The organism is Streptomyces abikoensis (genome assembly GCF_014648775.1).
Classification (GTDB): Bacteria; Actinomycetota; Actinomycetes; order Streptomycetales; family Streptomycetaceae; genus Streptomyces; species Streptomyces abikoensis.
Genome location: NZ_BMRT01000009.1, coordinates 23,585 through 44,665 on the forward strand (window position 1 = coordinate 23,585; position 21,081 = coordinate 44,665).

The following is a 21,081-nucleotide window of genomic DNA, read 5'->3' on the forward strand; positions in this document are numbered from 1 at the left end:
CCTGGAGGGGTGATTGACCTTCGCCTGCTCCGTGAGGACCCCGACCGTGTGCGCGCCTCCCAGCGCGCCCGTGGAGAGGACGTCGACATCGTCGACGCGCTGCTCTCCGCCGACGAGCGGCGCAGGTCGTCCAGCGTCCGCTTCGACGAGCTCCGCTCCGAGCAGAAGGCGCTCGGCAAGCTCATCCCCAAGGCCACCGGCGACGAGAAGGCCGAGCTGCTGAAGAAGGCCGGCGAGCTCTCCGCCGCCGTCAAGGCCGCCGACGCCGAGCAGGACGAGGCCGCCGCCGAGGCACAGCGCCTGCTGCTCCGCATCGGCAACATCGTCCACCCCGACATCCCGCGCGGCGGCGAGGACGACTTCGTCGTCCTGGAGACCGTCGGCACCCCCCGCGACTTCGCCGCCGAGGGCTTCGAGCCCAAGGACCACCTGGAGCTCGGCCAGACGCTGGGCGCCATCGACGTCGAGCGCGGCGCCAAGGTGTCCGGCTCCCGCTTCTACTACCTGACGGGTGTCGGCGCGCTGCTGGAGCTCGCCCTCGTCAACGCCGCCATCGCCCAGGCCACCGCCGCCGGCTTCACCCCGATGCTCACGCCCGCGCTGGTCAAGCCGCGCGCCATGGAGGGCACCGGCTTCCTCGGCCAGGCCGCGCAGGACGTCTACCACCTGGAGAAGGACGACTTCTACCTGGTGGGCACCTCCGAGGTCCCCCTCGCCGCGTACCACATGGACGAGATCCTCGACGCCGACCAGCTGCCGCTGCGCTACGCGGGCTTCTCCCCGTGCTTCCGCCGCGAGGCCGGTACGTACGGCAAGGACACCCGGGGCATCTTCCGCGTCCACCAGTTCGACAAGGTCGAGATGTTCTCGTACGTCCTGCCGGAGGAGGCGGAGGCCGAGCACGCCCGCCTGCTGGAGTGGGAGAAGCAGTGGCTGACCAGCCTGGAGCTGCCCTTCCAGGTGATCGACACGGCCACCGGTGACCTCGGCTCCTCGGCCTCCCGCAAGTTCGACTGCGAGGCCTGGATCCCGACGCAGGGCAAGTACCGCGAGCTGACGTCCACGTCCAACTGCGACGAGTTCCAGGCGCGCCGGCTGTCCGTCCGGGTGCGCGAGGGCAAGAACGTCCGTCCGCTGGCGACGCTCAACGGCACCCTGTGCGCCGTCCCGCGCACGATCGTGGCGCTCCTGGAGAACCACCAGCAGGCCGACGGCTCGGTGCGCGTGCCCGAGGTCCTCCGCCCCTACCTGGGCGGCCGTGAGGTCCTGGAGCCCACCGCCAAGTGACGCCCCCGGTCCCGCCGCCGTTCCGTCTGATCGCGACCGACCTCGACGGCACGCTGCTGCGCTCCGACGACACCGTCTCGGAGCGCACCCGCGCCGCCCTCGCGTCGGCCACGGCGGCGGGCGCCGCGCACATCGTCGTCACCGGGCGCACCGTCGCCTGGACCAGGCACATCCTGGACGCCCTGGACTACCGGGGCCTCGCGGTCTGCGGGCAGGGCGCGCAGGTTTACCACGCGGGCGAGCACAGACTGCTGACGTCCGTGACGCTCGACAGGCAGCTCGCCGCGCTGGCGCTCGCCAAGATCGAGGCGGAGGTCGGTCCGCTGCGGCTGGCCGCCAGCCGTGACGGCATGGACGGCGACGTCCTGGTCGGCCCCGGCTACCGCCTCCAGGAAGGGCCGCTCCCGGTCGTTCCGATCAACGAGGCGAGCGAGCTGTGGGCGGCGCCGCTCAACAAGGTCTACCTCCAGCACCCCACGCTCGACGACGACGCCCTCGCGGAGGTCGCGCGGGCGGTCGCGGGCGGTTTCGTCGGCGTGACGATGGCCGGCTCGGGCATAGTCGAGCTGCTGCCGCTGGGCCTGAGCAAGGCCACGGGCCTGTCGCTCGCCGCGCGCCGGCTGGGCGTCAAGGCCGCCGACACGATCGCGTTCGGCGACATGCCCAACGACGTCCCGATGTTCGGCTGGGCCGCCCACGGCGTCGCCATGGCCAACGCCCACCCGGAGCTCAAGGCCGTGGCGGACGAGGTCACCGCCTCGAACGAGGAGGACGGGATCGCGGTCGTCCTGGAGCGTCTCTTCGGCCCGGAGCGTCCGTAGCGTTCGGGGCCTCGGGAGCGCCCGTAGCCTCGGGAGCGTCCGGAGCCTCCGGAGCGGCCTCTCTCCGGCTGAGCGCCGCACCCCTGGCGGTCCCGGCCGCCTGCCGGGCCGCTTCTGCCGCCTGTTTGGCCGCTCCGGCCGCTTGTCGCGCTGCTTCTGCCGCCTCCAGCGCGGCCTGGCGGGCGCGTCCGGCGTCCCACCGCCAGGGCGGCCGGTCCCGGGTCAGCGACCAGCAGGCCAGGCCCAGCCCCAGCGCGATCGCGTGGCCGACGTCGGTGAACGTGCCGCCGGTCAGCAGCGGCAACGCGAAGAAGGCCACCGCCCCCACCAGGTAGGGCCAGCGCCACGGCCGCGGTATGCGATAGGTGAGGACGCCGACGGCCCCGGCGAGCCCGTAGGAGACGCCGATGTCGACGACGTGCTTCATCGAGCGCGGTGCGGAGTGGCTCTCGATCGCCCTCAGCAGGACCTCCTGGCTGATCAGCGTCGCCGCGACATGGGCGACCGCCACCACGCACAGCCACCGCAGCGTGCCGAGCCAGCGTTCGACGTTGGCGTGGACGACCTCGAAGAGCAGGGCGTAGAGGGCGAACGACGACGGGGTCTCGATCCAGAAGCCGCTGATCAGCAAGGACTCGAACGGGTGCTTGTTGAGCTCGTGGATGTTGCTGCTGTTGCGGTGGAGGAGGAAGGCCTCCAGTCCCTCACTGGCCGACGCGACGACGAGGCTGGTGATACCGATGATCAGCAGCCAGATGTGCGTACCGGGCGAGGAGCGGACCCAGCGGCGAATCCCGTCGACTACCACCCCTCGAAGGTAGCCCGGGAGACGTCGGCGCGCAGTTGTAGGATGACTGGGCAACCGGTTGAATCGGCGGTTGGCTCAAGCGTCTGCCCGGAGGACGACACACATGGCACTGCGAGCGGCGGGACGCCAGTCCCTCGTGGACACCGTCGTGGAACAACTGCGCGCCCAGGTGGCCGCCGGCGAGTGGCGGGTCGGGGAGCGCATCCCGACCGAGCACGCCCTCGCCGAGCAGCTGAAGGTCGGCCGCAACACGGTCCGCGAGGCCGTCCGCGTCCTCGTGCACGCCGGGATGCTGCGCTCCCGGCAGGGCGAGGGCACCTTCGTGCTGTCCACGGCCGACCCCGCCGAGGTCATGCGCGGGCTGCGGCGCGCCGGAGTGCGCGACGTCCTGGAGCTGCGCATCGCGCTGGAGGCCGAGGCCGCCCGGCTCGCGGCGCTCCGCCACGAGCCCGCCGACCTGGAGCGGATGCGGGCCGCGCTAGACGCCCAGACGGCCTTCGAGGACCCCGACGGCCAGCCCGACTCCGGCAGCCTGGAGCTCTACGCGGACCACGACGTGGAGTTCCACCGGGCCGTCGTGGAGGCCGCCCACAACAGCGCGCTGACGGCGACGTACGCCTGGTTCAGCAGCTCGGTGCGCGAGGCGCTGGTCACCGCGCTCGGCGACCGCGACATGCCGCGCATCGTCCACGGCGACCACCACGCCCTCATGGAGGCCATCGCCTCCGGCGACCCGGACGCCGCCTACCGCGCCGCCCGGACCCTGCTCGAGCGCCCCAAGCAGGCCGTCGACTCCCTGCTCGCCGAGAGCTGACCGCGCGCCCCCGGACCGTTCCCCCCTTCCTTCGCACCACCCCTGGAGGCACCCCCTTGTCCGAAACGAGGTCCGAACCGAGGTCCGAAGCGAGGTCTGACACGACGTCCGGCACGACGTCCGGCACGACGTCCGGCACGACGTCCGGCATGACGTCCGACACGGCCGACATACCGCCGGTCGGCACCGCGCCGGCCCGTTCCGAGCCGGTCGCCGCGCCCGCCCGGCGGGGCGTCCTCGCCCACCCCGCGTTCGCGATGCTCGGCATCGTGCTCGCCTCGCTGAACATGCGGGCGGCGCTCGCCGGGGTCTCGCCGCTCATGAGCGAGATAGGCGGCCACTTCCACCTCTCGGCGGCCACGAGCAGCCTCGTGACCACGATCCCGCTGGTCTTCATGGGCCTCGGCTCGATCGTCGCGCCCCGGCTCGCCCGGCGCTTCGGCACGGAGGCCGTGCTGTGCGGGGCGCTCCTGCTGCTGTGCGGGGGCATCCTGCTGCGCGTCGCGCCGCCCGTGGTGGCGCTGTTCGCGGGCTGCGCGCTCGTCGGCACCGCGATCGCCCTGCTGAACGTGCTGATGCCGGGCCTGGTCAAGCGGGACTTCCCGGACCGCGCCGCGAGCATGACCGCGCTCTACTCCACCACGCTGATCCTCGGCGCCACGGGCTCGGCCGCGCTGTCCGTGCCGCTGGAGAACGCCCTGGGCGGCTGGCGGGGCTCGCTCGCCTCCTGGGCGCTGCTCGCCGCCGTGGCGGCCCTCGTCTGGCTGCCGCAGGCGGTCCTCACCCGGCGCGGCGCCGCCCGGCCGGACGCGCCCGCCGGGTCCTCGGCCGGGTTCGCGGCCGGCTCCTCGGTCGGCTCCGCCGCCGCGTCCGCGAGCGCGGTGCACGCGGGCGAGGGTCCCCGGCTCACCCGCTCGCCGCTGGCCTGGCAGGTCACGCTGATGATGGGCACCCAGTCGCTGATCGCCTACGTGTGCATCGCCTGGATGCCGACGATCTTCACCGACCACGGGATGAGCAAGGGCGGGGCCGGTCTGGTCTACGCGTTCTACACGCTGGTGCAGATGGCCGGTTCGTTCTTCGTGCCGCTGCTCGCGGGCCGGATGCGCGACCAGCGCGTACCGGTGGTCGCCGTGGTGGCCCTGATGGCGGCGGGCGTCACCGGCCTGCTGATCGCCCCCGTGGCGGGCGCGTGGGTGTGGGCGACGCTCATGGGCGTGGCCCAGGGCGGTCTGCTGGGCCTGGCCCTGACGTTCATGGTGCTGCGCACCCGCGACGCGCACACGGCCTCCCGGCTGTCGGGCATGGCCCAGACGTGGGGCTATCTGCTCGCCTCCGTCGGCCCGTTCGCGATCGGCTGGGTGTACGGGGCGACGGACAGCTGGACGCTGCCGGTCTCGCTGCTGCTCGTCGCCTGCGCGGCGCTCCTCTTCCTGGGACTGGGCGCCGGGCGCGATCGGAAGATCTGAGGCGTTGGGGGAGTGAGGAGTTCACCGTTCGCTTGGTTCGCGTAGTTCGAAGTTCGTCGTTCGTAGTTCGTCGTTCGTCGTTCGTAGTCCGCAGGAGGAGTCCGCCGTCATGCGCGCAGCATCCCGGATCACCGTCCCGGCCCGCCTCGTCGAGTACCACGAGGACGCGTCCGAGGGCGAGGGCGGCCCCGAGTGGATCGCCGCGCTGCCGGACCTGGCGGCGGACTTCCTCGACCGCTGGGGGCTGCGCGTCGACGGCCCCGCGGCGCACGGCGTGGTGGCGCTCGTCCTGCCCGTACGGCGCGCGGACGGCTCCCCCGCCGCGCTGAAGCTCCAGCCGGTCACCGAGGAGAGCGTCGGTGAGGCGCCCGCGCTGCGGGCCTGGGCGGGCGCGGGTGCGGTCGAACTCCTCGACCACGACCCGGAGTCCGGCACGCTGCTGCTGGAGCGGCTGGACGCCGACCGCTCGCTCCAGGACGTCCCCGACGCGGAGGCGGCGCTGCTGTCGCTGACGACGCTGCTGGGACGACTGCTGGAGGCGCCCGCACCGGCCGGGCTTCGGACGCTGGGCGCGGTGGCGGAGGCCATGCTGGAGGACGTGCCGCGGGCGCTGCCCTCCCTGTCCGACGCGGGCGAGCGCGCCCTGCTGCTGGACTGCGCGGCCGCCGTCCGGGAGGTCGTCGGCGAGCCGGGCGACCGGCTGCTGCACTGGGACCTCCACTACGAGAACGTCCTCGCGCCCCTGCCCGGCGCGGACACCGGTGCGGACAGGGGCGCGTGGCTGGCGATCGATCCCAAGCCGCTGGTGGGCGACCCGGGGTTCGACCTGATGCCGGCCCTGGACAACCGCTGGGAGGACATCGTCGCCACCGGCGACGTGACCCGGGCGGTGCGCCGGCGCTTCGACCTCATGACGGACCTGCTGGGCCTGGACCGTGAACGGGCGGCGCGCTGGACGCTCGCCCGGGCCCTCCAGAACTCCCTGTGGGACGTCGAGGACGGCGAGACCCGCCTTCAGCCGGAGCAGATCGCCATCGCGAGGGCGCTGCGGGTGTGAATCCCGCTGCCGGAGGAGCGGCTGGGCCGCCCTTCCGCTCCTACTCCTCTCCGGCCAGCGTCAGCGTCCGCAGCTTGCGCGCCGCGAAGTACGTGCCGGCGACGGTCGCGACGGCCAGCAGCGTCAGCCCCAGGGTCAGCGACACCTGGGCGTTGATCGCCCCGTCCCCGGCGATCCGCTGGGCCAGGGCCAGCGCCCACTGCTGGACGCTGAGCGTCCGCGCCCCCGGGATGAGGCTGCCGAACAGCGACTCCCAGACGAGGGCGTAGACGAGGCCGACGATGACCGCGTGCCGGGTGACCGTCCCCAGGAAGAGGAATATCGCGCTGTAGGCCACGGAGGCGACCGCCGCGGCCACCGCGTAGGCCACGGCGATCTGCTGGCTGTTGCCGTTGAGCACGAATCCGGCGATGAGCGTGGGGACCGCCGAGAAGGCCACGGCGACGCCGATCGCGACGATCAGCTTGGTGACGACGATGACGTGCCGCTTGACGGGCTTGGACAGCAGATAGACGACCGAGCCGTCGTCGATCTCCGGGCCGATCGCGCCCGTGCCGGCGATCACGCCGATCAGCGGCACCATCGTGGCCAGCGCGAAGCCGCCCAGGACGTTGGCGGCGGTCTGGTCGTCCGCGCCGCTGAGCGCCCGGATGGCGATCGAGATGGCCAGCAGCAGGGCGGGCAGGGCGAAGAGGACGGCGGCGCGGCGGCGGCCGAGGAGGCCCCGGTAGGTCAGCCGGGCGACGGTCGGGTGGTAGAGCTGGTGGAGCGCCATCGTGAGCCTCCTTTCAGGCCGTGACGAGGTAGGAGAAGACCGATTCCAGGGACTCGTCGGAGGGCGAGACCGTCAGGAGCCGGATGCCGTGCGCGTGGGCCACGCGCGGCAGGCGTTCGGTGAAGCGGGTGAAGTCGACGGCCTGGACGCGCAGGGCGCCCTCCTGGACGTCCACCTCGATGCCCGCGGTCGACGGGTCGGCGATGAGCGCGGCGGCCAGGGCGCGGTCGTCGCTCGACCGTACGAGGTAGCGGTGGGGGCGGTCGGTCATCAGGCGGCGGATCTTGCGGAAGTCGCCCGACGCCGCGTGCCGCCCGGCGACCACGACCTCGATGTGGGCGGCGAGCTGCTCGACCTCCTCCAGGATGTGGGAGGAGAACAGGACGGTCCGGCCCTCGTCGCCCATGGCCCGCAGCAGGTCCATCAGCTGCATCCGCTGGCGCGGGTCCATGCCGTTGAAGGGCTCGTCGAGGAGGAGCACGGACGGCTCGTGGACGAGCGCGGAGGCCATCTTCACGCGCTGCCGCATGCCCTTGCTGTAGGTGGCGATCTTGCGGTCCTGCGCGTACTCCATCTCGACCGTGGCGAGGGCGCGCCGGGCCTCCTTCGCGCCCAGGCCGTGGAGCTCGGCGTTGGCGAGGACGAACTCCTCGCCGGTCAGGAAGTCGTACATCGCCTCGCGCTCGGGGACGACGCCGATGTGCCGGTAGATCCGCTCGTTGCGCCAGATCGGCTCGCCGTCGAGCGTGACCGTTCCGGTCGAGGGGGCGAGGAAGCCACCCATCATGTTGATGAGCGTGGACTTGCCCGCTCCATTGGGGCCGAGGAGCCCGGTGACACCGGGGGCGACGGACATGGACACGTCGTTGACGGCGACGACGTTCCCGAACCAGCGGGAGACGTTGTCGATGTGGATGGTCGTCACAGCCCGGCCTTTCGGTAGCGGCTCATGAGGAGGCCGTAGGAGCCGGCGATCACGCCGAGGAGGACGGCGAGGTAGACGACGCCCGCGCCCGTGCCGGGGCCGTGGGTCTCGGGGAAGGCGCTGGTGGCGCCGAGGAACGCCGTCTGGACACCGTCGACGAGGGTGATCGGGGAGAAGAGGCCGAGCCAGCTGACGAGCGAGGGGTTGTCACTGGCCAGGGCGATGCCCTGGACGGTGGTGACCGCGCCGTAGGGGATCGTCAGGACGGCGATGACGCCCGCGACGCCGAAGCCCCGGCGCGGGGTGAGCGCCGCGACGACCAGGCCGATGCCGGCGAAGAGGAGGGAGAGCAGCGTCACGGAGACCAGCCCCTGGCCGAAGCCCTTCGTCTGCTCGGCGAAGTCCAGCTTGGCGAGCAGGGCGCCCACGTAGAGGACCAGCAACGGCGTGGCCGTCAGCACGAACAGGGCCGAGGCCATCGCCGCGAACTTGGCGACGACGTAGTCGACGCGCTCGATCGGGCGGGAGAAGTACAGCGGCACGGTCTTGAACCGCAGGTCCCGCGAGACCGACTGGGGGGCCTGCGCGGCCAGGTAGAGGCCGATGACCGCCTGGAGGTAGATCGCGTAGCGGGTGTACTCCATGGGCAGCCGGTTCATCTTCGTGGTGACGGCGACGGCCACCACGATCGCGGCCGGGAGGCACATCACGCCGAAGAGCGTCATCGGCAGCACCTTGGACTTCGCCGACCGGCCGAGGCCGTAGGCGCCGCGCAGGCTCTGGGAGAACAGCGAGCGACGGGCGTAGGCGCGGCCGAGGCGGGGGCCGCTGTAATCGCGGTAGCCGATGTTGTGGATGACGTCCTGGGAGCGGTGGCCGCGCCCCGGTGCCGTCGTGGTCTCAGGCGGCATCGACGCTGCCTCCGTTCTGCTGCGCGCGCTTGTCGCTCTTCTTCTGCTTCTGCTGCCAGCCGGCGCCCCACGCGGGCGCCTGGGCCGGCGCGCCGGGGGCGCCCGGGGTTCCGGGGGCGGCGGGGTGGGGGGCGGGGGCGTCGTCGTCCCGGAAGAGCTCCGCGATCCGGTGGCGGCGCTGCTCCATGCGGACCAGGCCGATCCCGAGACCGGCGACGGCGTCCCGGACGATGTCGTACGTCCTCTCGTCGACGACGTCGACGAGCAGCACCCGGCCGGACACGGCCGAACCGTCGGCCGTCCGGCCGGCGGGCCTGGTCGTCAGCCCCGCCCCGTCGAGGGCCGCCAGCAGCGCGCCGGTGCCGTCGGGGCAGGCGTCGGTGTCGGTGACCTCCACGGCGAGGGAGCCCGTGGCCTGGGTGAACTCGTCCGTGGACGAGGAGCGCAGCAGTGTGCCGCCGTCGATGACGACGACGTGGTCGCAGGTGCGCTCCAGTTCGCCGAGGAGGTGGGAGGTGACCAGGACCGAGATGCCGAAGTCGGTGTGGACGCGGCGGATCAGGCCCAGCATCTCGTCCCGGCCGACCGGGTCGAGACCGTTGGTCGGCTCGTCCAGCAGCACCAGCTTGGGGTCGTGGACCAGCGCCTGGGCGAGCTTGACCCGCTGCTTCATACCGGTGGAGTAACCGCCCATGGGGCGGTACCGCTCCTCGTAGAGCCCGACGTGGCGCAGGGTGTCCGCGGTCCGCTCGCGGGCGGCGGTGGGCGGCAGGCCCGACATCCGCGCCATGTGGACGACGAACTCGGTGGCCGACACGTCGGGCGGCAGGCAGTCGTGCTCGGGCATGTAGCCGACCCGCTCGCGGATCTCGGCGCCCTGGGTGGCCACGTCCAGGCCGAGCACGCGGGCGCTCCCCTCGGTGGCGGGCGAGAGACCCAGCAAGATCTTGATCAGCGTGGACTTGCCGGCCCCGTTGGCACCCACCAGACCGGTGACTCCCGGATTGATGTCGACGGAGAGCCGGTCCAGAGCGGTCACCCGGGGGTACCGCTTGCTGAGGCTTTCGGTAGCGATCACAGTCACGCCTTCGACCGTAGTGGCGGAATTCGCGGCAGTCGTCAGACCAGACGGCTGGTTGTCCGTACTCCTCGGGTCTGACGTGACCGTACGGATGGAGGGGCCAGCGGAACCTTCGGGATCGGCCGGGATCGGCCGGGTCCCTTGACGCAGCCGCCGGTCATTGTCACATTCAGCACTGGCAACTTTCGTATGTGGCTTCGCACTTCGGGTACCGCAAACGGAACCGGTCGCGGGACCGGTCGGAGGGTGGCGGTCGGCATGACGAGCTCGATGAGTACCGCGGAGCTGCGCGGATTCCGGGAGGCGCAGCGGCTCGCGTACGACTGCGCGGAGGCGGTCGCCGCGCGGCTCGTCCCCGGGACGACCGAGCGCGAGGCGGCCCGGGCGCAGCGGGAATGGCTGCGCGAACGCGGCGTCCGCGACTGGTTCCACCTGCCCTTCGCCTGGTTCGGCGACCGCACGGCCTTCACGGGCTTCCGGGTGCCGCTGGACTTCTTTCCCACCGCGCGGCGGCTGGAGCCGGGGATGCCGTTCATCCTCGACCTGGCACCGGTCCACGGCGGTTTCACGGCGGACGTCGGCTACGCCGGCTGTCTGGGCGCGAACCCCCTCCACGACCGGATGCTCTCCGATCTCGCCGCCCATCGCGAGCTGATCCTCCGCGAGGTGCGCGAGCGCCGCCCGCTGCGGGAGATCTACGAGGACGTCGAGCGCCTCATGGTGCGCCAGGGCTACGTCAACCGGCATCGCGCCTATCCCTTCGGTGTGATCGCGCACAAGGTGGACCGGCTGCGGGAGCGCCGCTGGTCCCCACGGCTGTTCGGCTTCGGCACCCAGGCCCTCAAGGGCCTCGCCTCCGACGCCCTGCGCGGCCACCGGGAGGGCTGGTCACCGCTGTGGAGCCCCCACCGCCGCTCCGACCATCCGCCGCGCCCCGGCCTGTGGGCGGTCGAACCCCACCTGGGCTTCCGGGGCACGGGGGTGAAGTTCGAGGAACTCCTGGTGGTCACCGACTCGCGGGACCCCGAGGAGAGCGCGTTCTGGCTGGACGACGATCTGCCGCACGTGCGGCGCCGGCAGGAGGAGAGGACGGCCGTATGAGCCTGGAGAGCGAGGGCGCGCGCGAGCGCCGGATCACCACGGGCGGGATCGAACTGTGCGTCCTGGAACTGGGCGAGCCCGCCGATCCCACGGTCGTGCTGCTGCACGGCTATCCCGACAGCAAGGAGGTCTGGTCCGAGGTCGCCCGGCGGCTGCGCGACCGCTTCCACGTGGTGCTCTACGACGTGCGGGGCCACGGCCGCTCCACCGCGCCACGACCGCTGCGCGGCGGCTTCACCTTGGAGAAGCTCACCGACGACTTCCTGGCCGTCGTGGACACCGTGAGCCCCGACGCCCCCGTCCACCTGGTCGGGCACGACTGGGGATCGGTCCAGGGCTGGGAATTCGTCACCGTCGAACGCACCGAGGGCCGCGTCGCCTCCTTCACCTCCATCTCGGGACCGTCCCTGGACCACTTCGGGCACTGGCTCAAGGAACGGGCCGCACGGCCCACCCCGCGCCGTACGCTCCAGCTCCTCGGCCAGGGGGCCCGCTCCTGGTACGTCTACGCCCTCCACACCCCCGCCCTGCCGGAGGCCGCCTGGCGCGGACCCCTCGGCAAGCGCTGGCCCAAGATGCTGGAGCGGCTGGAGAGCCTGCCGCCGCGGACCCCGGCCGGCTACCCGACGGCCTCCCTCCCGGACGACGCCGCCCACGGCGCCTGGCTCTACCGCGACAACGTACGGGCCAGGCTGCGCCGCCCCCGCACGGACGCCCACGCGCACGTGCCCGTGCAGCTGATCACCCCGACCGGCGACCCCTATCTCTCCGAGCGCCTCTACGACGACCTGGAGCGCTGGGCCCCCCGGCTGGTGCGGCGCACCCTCACCGCCGGGCACTGGGTACCCCGCACCCGCCCCGACCAACTCGCGTCCTGGATAAGCGAATTCGTCACCGCTCAGGAAGCCGCCCGCCACGATGGCCTGCCCGCCCGGGTGCCCACGGGCAAGGGCCCCTACGCCCACCGGTTCGGCGGACGGCTGGTGTTGATCACGGGCGCAGCGAGCGGCATCGGGCGGGCCACCGCGTTCGCCTTCGCGGAGGCCGGGGCGCGCGTCGTCGCGGTCGACCGGGACGCGGAGGGCGCGGTCCGCACCGCCGAACTGGCCCGGCTGACCGGAGCCCGGGACGCGTGGGCCGAGTGCTGCGACGTCTCGGACGAGCAGGCCATGGAGAAGCTGGCCGCCAAGGTCGCCGCCGAGTACGGCGTGGTGGACGTGCTGGTCAACAATGCCGGCATCGGCTTCTCCGGCTCCTTCATGGCCACCTCCACCGAGGACTGGCGCAAGGTCCTCGACGTCAATCTGTGGGGCGTCATCCACGGCTGCCGGGCCTTCGGCCGACAGATGGCCGAGCGCGGACAGGGCGGCCACATCGTCAACACCGCCTCCGCGGCCGCCTTCCAGCCGACCAAGGCCCTCGCCGCCTACGCCACGTCCAAGGCCGGCGTGCTGATGCTCAGCGAATGCCTGCGGGCCGAGCTCGCCGGGCAGGGCATCGGGGTCAGCGCGATCTGCCCCGGCATCGTCAACACCGCCATCACGACGAGCGCGGGCTTCGCGGGCGTCCCGGAAGAGGAACAGCGACGCCTCCAGGAGAAGACCGCCCGCCTCTACGGCAAGCGCAACTACCCGCCGGAGAAGGTCGCCGAGGCGATCCTCCGGGCCGTGGCCGAGGACCGGCCCGTCGTGCCCGTGGCCCCCGAGGCACACGGCCTGCGCCTCATCTCCCGCTTCGCACCGGCACTGGGCCGCCGCATCGCCCGTATCGACCCGCGCCTGTGAGCGATCCCCCGCTCCGGGCCGATACCCGCGACGACGGATCCCCGCCCCCACCGAAAGTGATCTCCCGTTCCGGAGGAGCGCCTTCATGAGAGACAGATACCGAATAGCCCCACGGCGCGTGTCGTTCGACTGGCAGCACACGCCCCTGCACTGGATCCCGGACGAGCCCACGGCCACCCATGTCATCAACGTCCTCCACCTCCTGCTGCCCGCCGGTGAGCGGTGGTTCGTCAAGGTCTTCAAGGAAGCGTTCCCCCTGGTGCGCGACGAGGCGCTGCTCAAGGACGTGAAGGGCTTCATGGGACAGGAGTCCACCCACAGCGTCCAGCACTCCTATGTGCTCCGGCACCTCGCCGAACAGGGTCTGGACACCGGCCCGTACACCCGGCGCGTCGACTTCCTGTTCGACGTCCTGCTCGGCGACCGTCCCCCGTTCGGCCTGCGACTCTCCGAACGGGAGTGGCTGCGCTTCCGGCTCTCCGTGATCGCCGCCGTCGAGCAGTTCACCGCCGTCCTCGGCGACTGGGTGCTCCGGGCCGACTCCCTCGACGAGGCCGAACCGGACCCCGTGATGCTGGACCTGCTGCGCTGGCACGGCGCCGAAGAGGTCGAGCACCGGTCGGTGGCCTTCGACATGTACCAGCACTGCGGCGGCTCGGACCCCGCCCGCTACGCCCGCCGGCTGCTCGGCATGGCGATCACGGCGCCGGTGCTCTTCTACCTCTGGGGCTGGGGCGCGGGCTATCTGATCCGCCACGACCCCTGGCTGGCGGGCCGGCTGCGCTACTCCCTGCGCGAGCACAACCGGGCCGTCGCCAAGGGCCTGCTGCCCACCTGGCGGGAGCTGGGCTCGGCCGTCCCCCGCTACGCGCGGCGCTCGTACCACCCCTCCCAGGAGGGGTCGCTGCGCAAGGCCCTCGACTACCTGGCTACCTCGCCCGCGGCCCGCGCCGCGGCGGGCGCGGTGGGCCGGGCGGCCCTGTCCTGAGCCGTCCCCCGACGGCGGCCTTCCACAAGGAGCACCCCTGTGCCGGAACCGGAGTACCGGATCGAGGACCTGGCCCACCACAGCGGAACGACCGTCCGCACCATCCGCGCCTACCAGGACCGTGGACTGCTGCCCAAGCCGGAGCGGCGCGGCCGGGCCAACGTCTACCGGGACACCCACCTGGCCCGGCTCCGCCAGATCAGCGGACTCCTCGATCGCGGCTACACCCTCGCCAGCATCAAGGAACTGCTGGACGCCTGGGACACCGGCCGCGGCCTGGGCGGGGTGCTCGGGCTGGTCGCCGAGATCGACGGACCGTGGTCGGACGAGGAACCCGTCCGGATCACCCGCGCCGAGCTGGACGGACGATTCGGCGGGGCCCAGGACGACGAGGCCGTCGCGGACGCCGTCGACCTCGGCATCCTGCTCCCGCTGCCCTCCTCGCCCGGCGAGTTCCTGGTACCCAGCCCCCGGGAACTCGCCGTCGCCGCCGAGCTCCACGCGGCCGGCGTTCCCCTGCCCGCCATCTCGGGACATCTGCGCGAACTGCGTACTCACGTCGAACACATCGCCTCCCGTTTCCTCGACTTCACCACCGAACACGTCTTCCAGCAGTTCCTCGACCATCCCCCGACCGACGAGGAGGCCACCGAGGCCGCCTCCCTCGTCCGCCGGCTGCGCCCCCTCGCCCAGCAGACCGTCGACGCCGAACTCGCGCGCGCCATGCGGACCTTGGCCACCCGGCACCTCCAGCAGCACCTGGACGCATGGGCCCCGGACACCGGCCACGAGCCCGCCACGCGGCGAACGGCACCGCCCGCCGGGAAGCGGCAGCCCACCGGGGAGCAGCCGCCCGCCCTGGAGCAGGTGACGCTGCCCGCCGCGACCGTGCGGGCCGTCCGGGCGCTCGTCGGGGCAGAGAACGTCGCGACCTTCATCGCCGCTGCCGCCGAGCGGGAAGTACAGGCCCGCGTCATGGACGGGCTCCTGCCCCGCCCATGAGACCCGAGGAAGCCTGCCCGCCGGGGCCCGTGGACGGTCTCGGCGGTCAGCGATCGGCGGTCAGCGGTCAGCGAGCCAGTTGCCGTGGAAGCCGTAGGGCACCCGCTGGGGCAGATGTATCGCGGCGACGGGTGGCGCGGCAAGATCGTCGGCGTCGAGTATGACCAGGTCGCTCCGGTCGGTGGCGGCGTCGTACACATAGGTGAGCAGCCAGCCCGGCCCGCCCGGTCGGTCGTCCGCGGGCGCGAAGGCCGCCTCGGCCGGGACGCGCCCGGGCCCGAAGGCGTGGCGGGCGACGGATCCGGTGCGCAGGTCGTAGCGGAGCAGCTCGCCGGCGGCCCGGCCCGCCCCCGGGCTCTCGGCGACGGTCACGTGCCCGTACCGGGCGGAGTGCCCGGCCAGCCGGTCGTCGATCCTGGGGAATTCGCAGGGCTGGTCGTCGAGTTGCTCCTCGCGCACCGTGCCCCGGGTCAGGTCGACGGTCCAGCGCCACAGCGCGGGCCGAGCCGGCTCGCCGCGCTCGTCGGTGAAGAGACGCGGGTACCGGATGACATGGAGCACGATCCGCTCGCCGTCGGCGTCGCTCTCGTCGTACGCGTTGAGCGCGTGGAAGACATAGCAGGGCTCGATCGGCAGCCAGCGGACCGCACCGTACGGATCGTCCCGGCGGAGCGCACCCAGCCGGGCGCCGTGGTCCGGCCGCCATCTGTAGGGCATGCCCTGCCGGGATCCCGCCCGCTCCTCGTCGAACACCACCGGCAGGTCCATGAAGACGACATGGGCGGAGGTGAGATGGAAGTCGTGCATCATCGTGCGCGCCGGCACGTCAACGGGTCTACTGATCGCCAACTCGCCTGCGGCGTCCGCGCGGTGGTAGGTGAGATAGGGCTCCTCGCGTCCGCCGTATCCGAAGAAGTGCAGCTCCCCGGTGTCGGGGCAGGACTTGGGGTGCGCGGTCATGGGCGTGGCCAGACGGCCACCGAAGTCATGAGGCCCCACCGTGTCCAGCTCATGCCCCTTCCGCAGGTCCAGCTCGTGCGGGAAGGACGATTCGACCAGGGCGAGAGTACGGCCCGCGTGGCGGATCACGTGGGTGTTGGCTCGTCCGGCGGCGAGGTCGACGTTGCCCTCCTCGTCACGGAGGGGGGCGCCGTGCGTAAAGGTCGAGGTGCGGACCCAGCGGTTGCGGTAGGAGGTGGCCCGGCCGCCTTCCAGGCGCACCCCGTGGACCATGCCGTCACCGAGGAACCAGTGGCCGGACGCGGCGTCGTGGGGATTGGGGCCGTTGCGCAGATACCAACCGCTGAGCTCGGGCGGGATCGCCCCGGTGACCGGAAGGTCGTGGGCGGTGAGCTCCTCGGCCACCGGCGCGAAGTTGCCGGCGAGATGGGCGGGCGCGTTCGTCATCGTGCGGTCTCCTCGGATTCGTGGGGTTCTCGTCAGGCGTCGCCGCGCGGGGCCATCCGGGCGCGGGCCCGCTCGGGGTAGCGGGCGGTGAACATCGCGGGCAGCACGAACCCGGCGACCTGGAGCGGGATGGACACCCCGGAGCCGAGGTTCTCGGCGTACACGGCGGTCAGCGCGGCGGCGGTCAGCGTGAACGCCACCGCCCAGGCGGCCGTGATCACCACGTTGATCCGGCGGAAGACCGTGGTGTGCCACACCTCCGGCGGGGCCTGGCGCTTGGCGATGCCCGTGGTGAAGGGGCGCCCGACGGCCAAGGTCGCCCACGCGGTCACGGCGAGCCAGCCCAGCGCGAGGGCGCCGCCGTAGTGCCGCAGGCCGCTGTGAGGAAGGGAGAAGGCCACGGCGGTGAGGGCGACGAAGAAGGCGGCCGTACTGCTCTCGAGTATCAGCGAGTCGGCCGCGGCGCCCGACCGGCGCTCCACCACCAGCAGCGCCACCGCCACCACCAGAGCGGTGACCGCCGCCCACTGCCAGCCGAAGGAGGAGACGGCCGCGAAAGCGATCCAGGGGGTGAAGCCGCGCAGATAGTTCATGGAGATCTCCCTCAGACGATCCGGCCAGGCCCTTGGCCGGCCCACCCGTGCGTCGGCCCCGTCGACCGACATTCCAACTCCGACATGTCAAAACTAGAAGGTCCTCCCTTGACGTGTCAAGAGTGGAATGTAGGGTGGGGTCATGAGCCTGAGACACGCGCTGCTGGGACTGCTCTCCGACCGCCCCGCCAGTGGGTACGACCTGATGAGGCGCTTCGAGACCTCGCTCTCCAACGTGTGGCCGGCCACCCAGAGCCAGGTCTACGGCGAGTTGGGCAAGCTCGCGAAGGGCGGGCTGCTCGAGGTGGCGGCGGAGGGCCCGCGCGGCCGCAAGGAGTACGCCATCACCGACGAGGGCCTGGCCGAGCTGCACCGCTGGCTCACCGAGACCCAGCCGGAGCGGATGCGCCGCAGCGAGGCGATGCTGCGGGTCTTCTTCCTCGACCAGCTCACCCCGGTGGAAGCCTTCACCTACCTTTCCACCGAGGCCGAGCGGGCCGCCGGCCGGCACGAGGCCCTGGAGCGGCTGGAGAAGTCCGTCGAGTGGGACGAGGGCCCGCTGTCGGTCAACGGCCGCCTCGCCCTGGAGTACGGCCTGCGCTTCACCGCGATGTACGAGGAGTGGGCACGCTGGGCCGCGGCGCAGGTCGAGGCCCGCTCCGGGCAGGACCTGACGCGCTCAGAGCCCGGGGGCGCCCCACACCGGGAACCAGCGGCCCAGGTCCTCCTCGATCCGCAGGTCGTCGGCGAGCAGAGCCCTGACCTGTAGTTCCAGCTCGTTGTCCCGCTTGCCCGCCGCGTCGGCCCCGCCCCCGTCGGCCACCGGCGCGAAGGGGTAGAAGGTGCCCCGCTTGTAGAGGTAGACCAGGGCGAGCGGGCGACGCTCCTCGTCGCGGAATCCCATCAGCGAGCAGAGCAGCTGGGGGCCGAACCCGCCTTCCTGCAGCAGGGTGTTCACCGCGTGCAGGTCGTTGACCAGGGCGGCCGTGTCGTCCAGGGGCCGTCGGGCCAGCAGCCAGGTGTACCCGTAGGTGTCCCGGCTGAACTCCACGGGGGCGCCGCCCTGTTCGGTGTCGGCGTCCAGGAGTTCCCCGACGTCCCGCCGGATCCGGTCGAACGCTCCTCCTTCGACGCTGGCGAAGCACACCGAGCCCAGCCCGGTCGGGGTGAACCCGGCTCCGGCCCGCAGTGTCACGGCGGCGGAAGGCAGGCCGAACAGCTGGTCGAGGTCGGGGCGGACCGGTTTGCTGCGGCCGAGAATCACATCCAGGAAGCCCACGGGCGGCGTCTCCCTCCGCGTCGTCGGTCACGGGTCACGGGGCTGCAAGCCAGGAGGCAGGTCACGGGCGGCCGAGCTGGGCCGAGATCCGCCCCAGTTGATCGAGCCGCTGCTCCAGCGTCGGGTGCGAGGACAGCAGCCGGCTCAGGCTGTCCCTGCTGAGAGCGGGCGCGAAGTAGAAGGCGTTGAAGGGCTCGGCCTGCCGCAGATCACGCGTCGGAATGCGGGCGATCTGGCCGGTGACCTTGGTCAGCGCGGACGCCAGCGCCGAAGGCCGGCCCGTGAGCAGGGCACCCGCCCGGTCGGCGGAGAGCTCGCGGTAGCGCGACAGCATCCTGGTCAGGAGGAAGCTGATCGCGTAGACGACGGCGCTGACCAGCGGCACCAGCACCACGATCAGAGCCGTGTTGGCGTCCCGGCCGCCCACCCGGCGCAGGCCGCCCCACAGCCCGATCCGCGTGATGATCCCGGCCAGGACGCCAAGGAAGGACGCGATGGTCATCACGGCGACGTCGCGGTGCGCGACATGGGAGAGCTCATGCGCCAGGACGCCCTCCAGCTCCTCCGGCTCCAGCCGTCGCAGCAGCCCCGTCGTCGCGCAGATCAGGGCGTTGCGCTGATCGCGCCCGGTGGCGAAGGCGTTCGGCACATCGCTGTCCGCTATCGCCACGCGCGGCTTGGGCATGTCGGCGAGCGCGCAGAGCCGGTCGACGGCGCCGTGGAGCTCGGGCGCCTCCTGCGGGGAGACCTCCCGGGCGCCCATGCCGAAGGCGGCGATCCGGTCGCTGAACCAGAACTGGGCGACGAACAGGCCGCCCGCGACGACCAGGACGAACGGCCAGGCCCCGCGCAGCAGCGCCACCAGCACACCCACGAAGACCACGTAGAGCAGCCCGATGAGGAACATCGTGCCGACCATGCGGGTGGTCAGCCCCCGGTCGGGGGCGAATCGGGTCCCTTGCACGGCAGACCTCCAAGGCTCCGCGAGCACGCCCCCGTAGTGGAGCATGCCCCCCAGTAGGTGCCTCTGACCCGATTCTCCCTCTCCACCGCGTCAAGGGAGGGGCTCCCCGGCCAGGAGATCAGAAGAGCTGCGCGAGCCCCTCCGCCGCGATCTTCTCGAAGACGGCGACGTCCGCCGCGAAGATCGAATCGGCGATGGGCCAGTGCACCACGATCTCGTCGATGCCCAGCTCCGCGTGCGAGCCCGCGAAGTCGACAAAGGCGTCGAAGGAGTCCAGCGGCCGGTCGGGGGTGAAGCCGGTGAGCATCACCTTGGGCAGCTCGGCGACGTCCCGCCCGGCTTCGGCGCAGATCGCGCCGAGCCGCTCGATCTGCCCGGCGATGGCCGCCCGGGACTGCTCCGGAGTGCCCGTCTCGTAGATCTTCGGGTCGCCCGTGGTCACCCAGGCCTGACCGTGGCGCGCGGCGAGCCGCATCCCGCGCGGACCGGTCGCGGCGACCGCGAAGGGCAGCCGGGGGCGCTGCACACAGCCCGGGATGTTGCGGACCTCGTGCGCCGCGTAGTGCTCGCCCTCGGCGGTGACCACGTCCTCGGTGAGCAGCCGGTCCAGCAGCGGTACGAACTCGGCGAAGCGGTCGGCGCGCTCGCGCGGCGTCCACGGTGCCTGCCCGTCCCGCAGCAGCGCCGTGGCGTCGAAGCCGGAGCCGCCCGCGCCGACGCCGAGGGTGATCCGCCCGCCCGAGATGTCGTCCAGGGAGATGAGCTCCTTGGCGAGCGTGACCGGGTGCCGGAAGTTCGGGGAGGTGACGAGGGTGCCCAGGCGCATCCTGGACGTGACGCCCGCCGCCGCCGTCAGCGTCGGTATCGCGCCGAACCACGGTCCGTCGCGGAAGGTGCGCCACGACAGGTGGTCATAGGTGTACGCCGTGTGGAAGCCCAGTTCCTCGGCTCGCTGCCAGGACTCACGGCCGCCCTCGGACCAGCGGCGGTCGGGAAGGATCACGGTGCTCAGTCGCATGACACCGAGCGTAGGCGCTGGGTCCGACAACCGGGCCGCCGGGGAGACCGGCCGTCGGCGCCCGGCTCAAGAGGGCACTTCGCGCGCACGCTTGTACGCATGTCGGCGGCACGTGCCCGAGAATGAGAATGTGACTTCCGCTACCGAGCAGCCCGAGACCCCGGCCACGCGCCGGACCACCGCCACGCCCCGGCTGATCGCCACCGATCTGGACGGCACCCTGCTGCGGGACGACAAGACGGTCTCCGACCGCACGGTGGCGGCCCTGGCGGCCGCCGAGGAGGCGGGCATCGAGGTCTTCTTCGTCACCGGGCGCCCGGTCCGCTGGATGGACGTCGTCCGGGACCACGTGCACGGTCACGGGCTGGCGATCTGCGCCAACGGCGCGGTGGTCGTCGATTTCCACGACGGCGGCCGGTTCGTCAAGATCCGTCCGCTGGAGCCCGACGCCGCCCTCGCGGTCGTCCACGCGGTGCGCGCCGCCGCCCCCGGTGCCTCGTTCGCGGTCGAGCGCACCTCGGGCATCCACTACGAGCCGCACTACCCGCCCTTCCAGATCGACCCGTACGCGTCGATCGCCCCGGCGGAGGAGCTGCTGAACAGCGACGACGGCCACGGTCCCGTCGTCAAGCTGCTCGCCTTCCACCCCGAGCTGGCCCCCGACGAGTTCCTGGAGCTGGCCCGGGCCGTGGCCGGCGAACACGGCGTGTTCACCCGCTCCAGCCCGACGGCGCTGCTGGAGATCAGCGGCCCCGGCGTGAGCAAGGCCAGCACGCTGGCCCAGTGCTGCGCGGAACGCGGCATATCCCCCGACGAGGTCGTGGCGTTCGGTGACATGCCGAACGACCTGGAGATGCTCGGCTGGGCGGGCACCGCCTACGCCATGGCCAACGCCCACCCCGAGGTGCTGGCCACCGCCACGCTCCGCACGGCCGCCAATACCGAGGACGGCGTGGCGGCGGTCATCGAGCAGATCCTGCACGGTCTGCCGTAACCT

20 protein-coding genes and 1 pseudogene are annotated in these 21,081 nt (G+C 72.3%); 11 read left to right on the top strand and 10 right to left on the bottom strand.

The window, feature by feature from the left end; translation table 11 throughout:
- The first annotated feature begins 9 nt into the window (after positions 1–9).
- Complete coding sequence (gene serS / locus IE096_RS24930; protein WP_189455414.1) at positions 10–1,287, top strand: serine--tRNA ligase; 1,278 nt, start codon at positions 10–12, stop codon at positions 1,285–1,287.
- Positions 1,284–2,108 (top strand): HAD family hydrolase, encoded by an 825-nt coding sequence (locus tag IE096_RS24935; RefSeq protein WP_189455416.1) that lies wholly within the window; start codon positions 1,284–1,286, stop codon positions 2,106–2,108. The genes serS and IE096_RS24935 overlap by 4 nt, the downstream gene beginning before the upstream one ends.
- Before the next feature lie 214 nt (positions 2,109–2,322).
- Here IE096_RS24935 and IE096_RS24940 read toward each other — a convergent pair.
- Positions 2,323–2,916: pseudogene (locus IE096_RS24940) on the bottom strand (rhomboid-like protein); the annotation flags it as partial.
- Between the two features lie 103 nt (positions 2,917–3,019).
- Between IE096_RS24940 and IE096_RS24945 the strand changes: the two are divergent.
- From IE096_RS24945 to IE096_RS24955, 3 genes are all read left to right on the top strand, one after another.
- Positions 3,020–3,730: a FadR/GntR family transcriptional regulator gene (locus IE096_RS24945; RefSeq protein ID WP_189455417.1), complete on the top strand. Its 711-nt coding sequence runs from the start codon at positions 3,020–3,022 to the stop codon at positions 3,728–3,730.
- 149 nt (positions 3,731–3,879) lie between these two features.
- Positions 3,880–5,199 carry a CynX/NimT family MFS transporter gene (locus IE096_RS24950; RefSeq protein ID WP_189455420.1) on the top strand — a complete coding sequence of 440 codons (1,320 nt, stop codon included), beginning with the start codon at positions 3,880–3,882 and terminating at the stop codon, positions 5,197–5,199.
- Positions 5,200–5,308: 109 nt separating this feature from the next.
- Positions 5,309–6,256, top strand: a complete 948-nt coding sequence (locus tag IE096_RS24955; RefSeq protein ID WP_189455422.1) for an aminoglycoside phosphotransferase family protein — start codon at positions 5,309–5,311, stop codon at positions 6,254–6,256.
- 40 nt (positions 6,257–6,296) lie between these two features.
- Here the strand turns inward: IE096_RS24955 and IE096_RS24960 are convergent, their stop codons facing one another.
- The 4 genes from IE096_RS24960 to IE096_RS24975 are packed head-to-tail and all read right to left on the bottom strand — an operon-like array spanning position 6,297 to position 9,945.
- Positions 6,297–7,031 (bottom strand): ABC transporter permease subunit, encoded by a 735-nt coding sequence (locus IE096_RS24960; protein WP_189455424.1) that lies wholly within the window; start codon positions 7,029–7,031, stop codon positions 6,297–6,299.
- Between the two features lie 13 nt (positions 7,032–7,044).
- Positions 7,045–7,956, bottom strand: coding sequence for an ABC transporter ATP-binding protein (locus tag IE096_RS24965; RefSeq protein WP_189455426.1), 912 nt, complete (start codon positions 7,954–7,956; stop codon positions 7,045–7,047).
- Positions 7,953–8,867 carry an ABC transporter permease gene (locus IE096_RS24970; RefSeq protein ID WP_189455428.1) on the bottom strand — a complete coding sequence of 305 codons (915 nt, stop codon included), beginning with the start codon at positions 8,865–8,867 and terminating at the stop codon, positions 7,953–7,955. The genes IE096_RS24965 and IE096_RS24970 overlap by 4 nt, the downstream gene beginning before the upstream one ends.
- A complete protein-coding gene (locus IE096_RS24975) occupies positions 8,857–9,945 on the bottom strand; it encodes an ABC transporter ATP-binding protein (protein WP_189455814.1) in 1,089 nt (362 codons plus the stop codon). Before IE096_RS24975 ends, IE096_RS24970 begins: the two co-directional genes overlap by 11 nt.
- Positions 9,946–10,206: 261 nt before the next feature.
- Between IE096_RS24975 and IE096_RS24980 the strand changes: the two genes are divergently transcribed.
- From IE096_RS24980 to IE096_RS24995, 4 genes are all read left to right on the top strand, one after another.
- A complete protein-coding gene (locus IE096_RS24980) occupies positions 10,207–11,049 on the top strand; it encodes a M24 family metallopeptidase (RefSeq protein ID WP_189455430.1) in 843 nt (280 codons plus the stop codon).
- A complete protein-coding gene (locus IE096_RS24985) occupies positions 11,046–12,833 on the top strand; it encodes an SDR family oxidoreductase (RefSeq protein ID WP_189455432.1) in 1,788 nt (595 codons plus the stop codon). Before IE096_RS24980 ends, IE096_RS24985 begins: the two co-directional genes overlap by 4 nt.
- 85 nt (positions 12,834–12,918) lie before the next feature.
- Positions 12,919–13,821, top strand: a complete 903-nt coding sequence (locus IE096_RS24990) for a metal-dependent hydrolase (RefSeq protein WP_189455434.1) — start codon at positions 12,919–12,921, stop codon at positions 13,819–13,821.
- 39 nt (positions 13,822–13,860) lie between these two features.
- Complete coding sequence (locus IE096_RS24995) at positions 13,861–14,823, top strand: MerR family transcriptional regulator (RefSeq protein WP_189455436.1); 963 nt, start codon at positions 13,861–13,863, stop codon at positions 14,821–14,823.
- 60 nt (positions 14,824–14,883) lie between these two features.
- On the opposite strand, the gene IE096_RS25000 is transcribed toward IE096_RS24995, so the two are convergent.
- Together IE096_RS25000 and IE096_RS25005 are read right to left on the bottom strand one after the other, a co-directional pair.
- Positions 14,884–16,230 (bottom strand): carotenoid oxygenase family protein, encoded by a 1,347-nt coding sequence (locus tag IE096_RS25000; RefSeq protein ID WP_189455437.1) that lies wholly within the window; start codon positions 16,228–16,230, stop codon positions 14,884–14,886.
- 32 nt (positions 16,231–16,262) lie between these two features.
- Positions 16,263–16,823 carry a hypothetical protein gene (locus IE096_RS25005; protein WP_189455439.1) on the bottom strand — a complete coding sequence of 187 codons (561 nt, stop codon included), beginning with the start codon at positions 16,821–16,823 and terminating at the stop codon, positions 16,263–16,265.
- A 142-nt stretch (positions 16,824–16,965) separates the two neighbouring features.
- Between IE096_RS25005 and IE096_RS25010 the strand changes: the two genes are divergently transcribed.
- Positions 16,966–17,592: a PadR family transcriptional regulator gene (locus IE096_RS25010; protein ID WP_189455441.1), complete on the top strand. Its 627-nt coding sequence runs from the start codon at positions 16,966–16,968 to the stop codon at positions 17,590–17,592.
- Here IE096_RS25010 and pspAB read toward each other — a convergent pair.
- From pspAB to IE096_RS25025, 3 genes are all read right to left on the bottom strand, one after another.
- Positions 17,503–18,102 (bottom strand): PspA-associated protein PspAB, encoded by a 600-nt coding sequence (gene pspAB / locus IE096_RS25015; RefSeq protein ID WP_189455443.1) that lies wholly within the window; start codon positions 18,100–18,102, stop codon positions 17,503–17,505. The two genes, IE096_RS25010 and pspAB, sit on opposite strands and share 90 nt — an antisense overlap.
- A gap of 61 nt (positions 18,103–18,163) precedes the next feature.
- Complete coding sequence (htpX, locus tag IE096_RS25020) at positions 18,164–19,066, bottom strand: zinc metalloprotease HtpX (protein WP_189455445.1); 903 nt, start codon at positions 19,064–19,066, stop codon at positions 18,164–18,166.
- A 118-nt stretch (positions 19,067–19,184) separates the two neighbouring features.
- Positions 19,185–20,084: an LLM class flavin-dependent oxidoreductase gene (locus tag IE096_RS25025; RefSeq protein ID WP_189455447.1), complete on the bottom strand. Its 900-nt coding sequence runs from the start codon at positions 20,082–20,084 to the stop codon at positions 19,185–19,187.
- A 130-nt stretch (positions 20,085–20,214) separates the two neighbouring features.
- Here IE096_RS25025 and IE096_RS25030 point away from each other — a divergent pair, with 130 nt between their 5' ends.
- Positions 20,215–21,078: a Cof-type HAD-IIB family hydrolase gene (locus IE096_RS25030; RefSeq protein ID WP_229820596.1), complete on the top strand. Its 864-nt coding sequence runs from the start codon at positions 20,215–20,217 to the stop codon at positions 21,076–21,078.
- Positions 21,079–21,081: the final 3 nt, after the last annotated feature.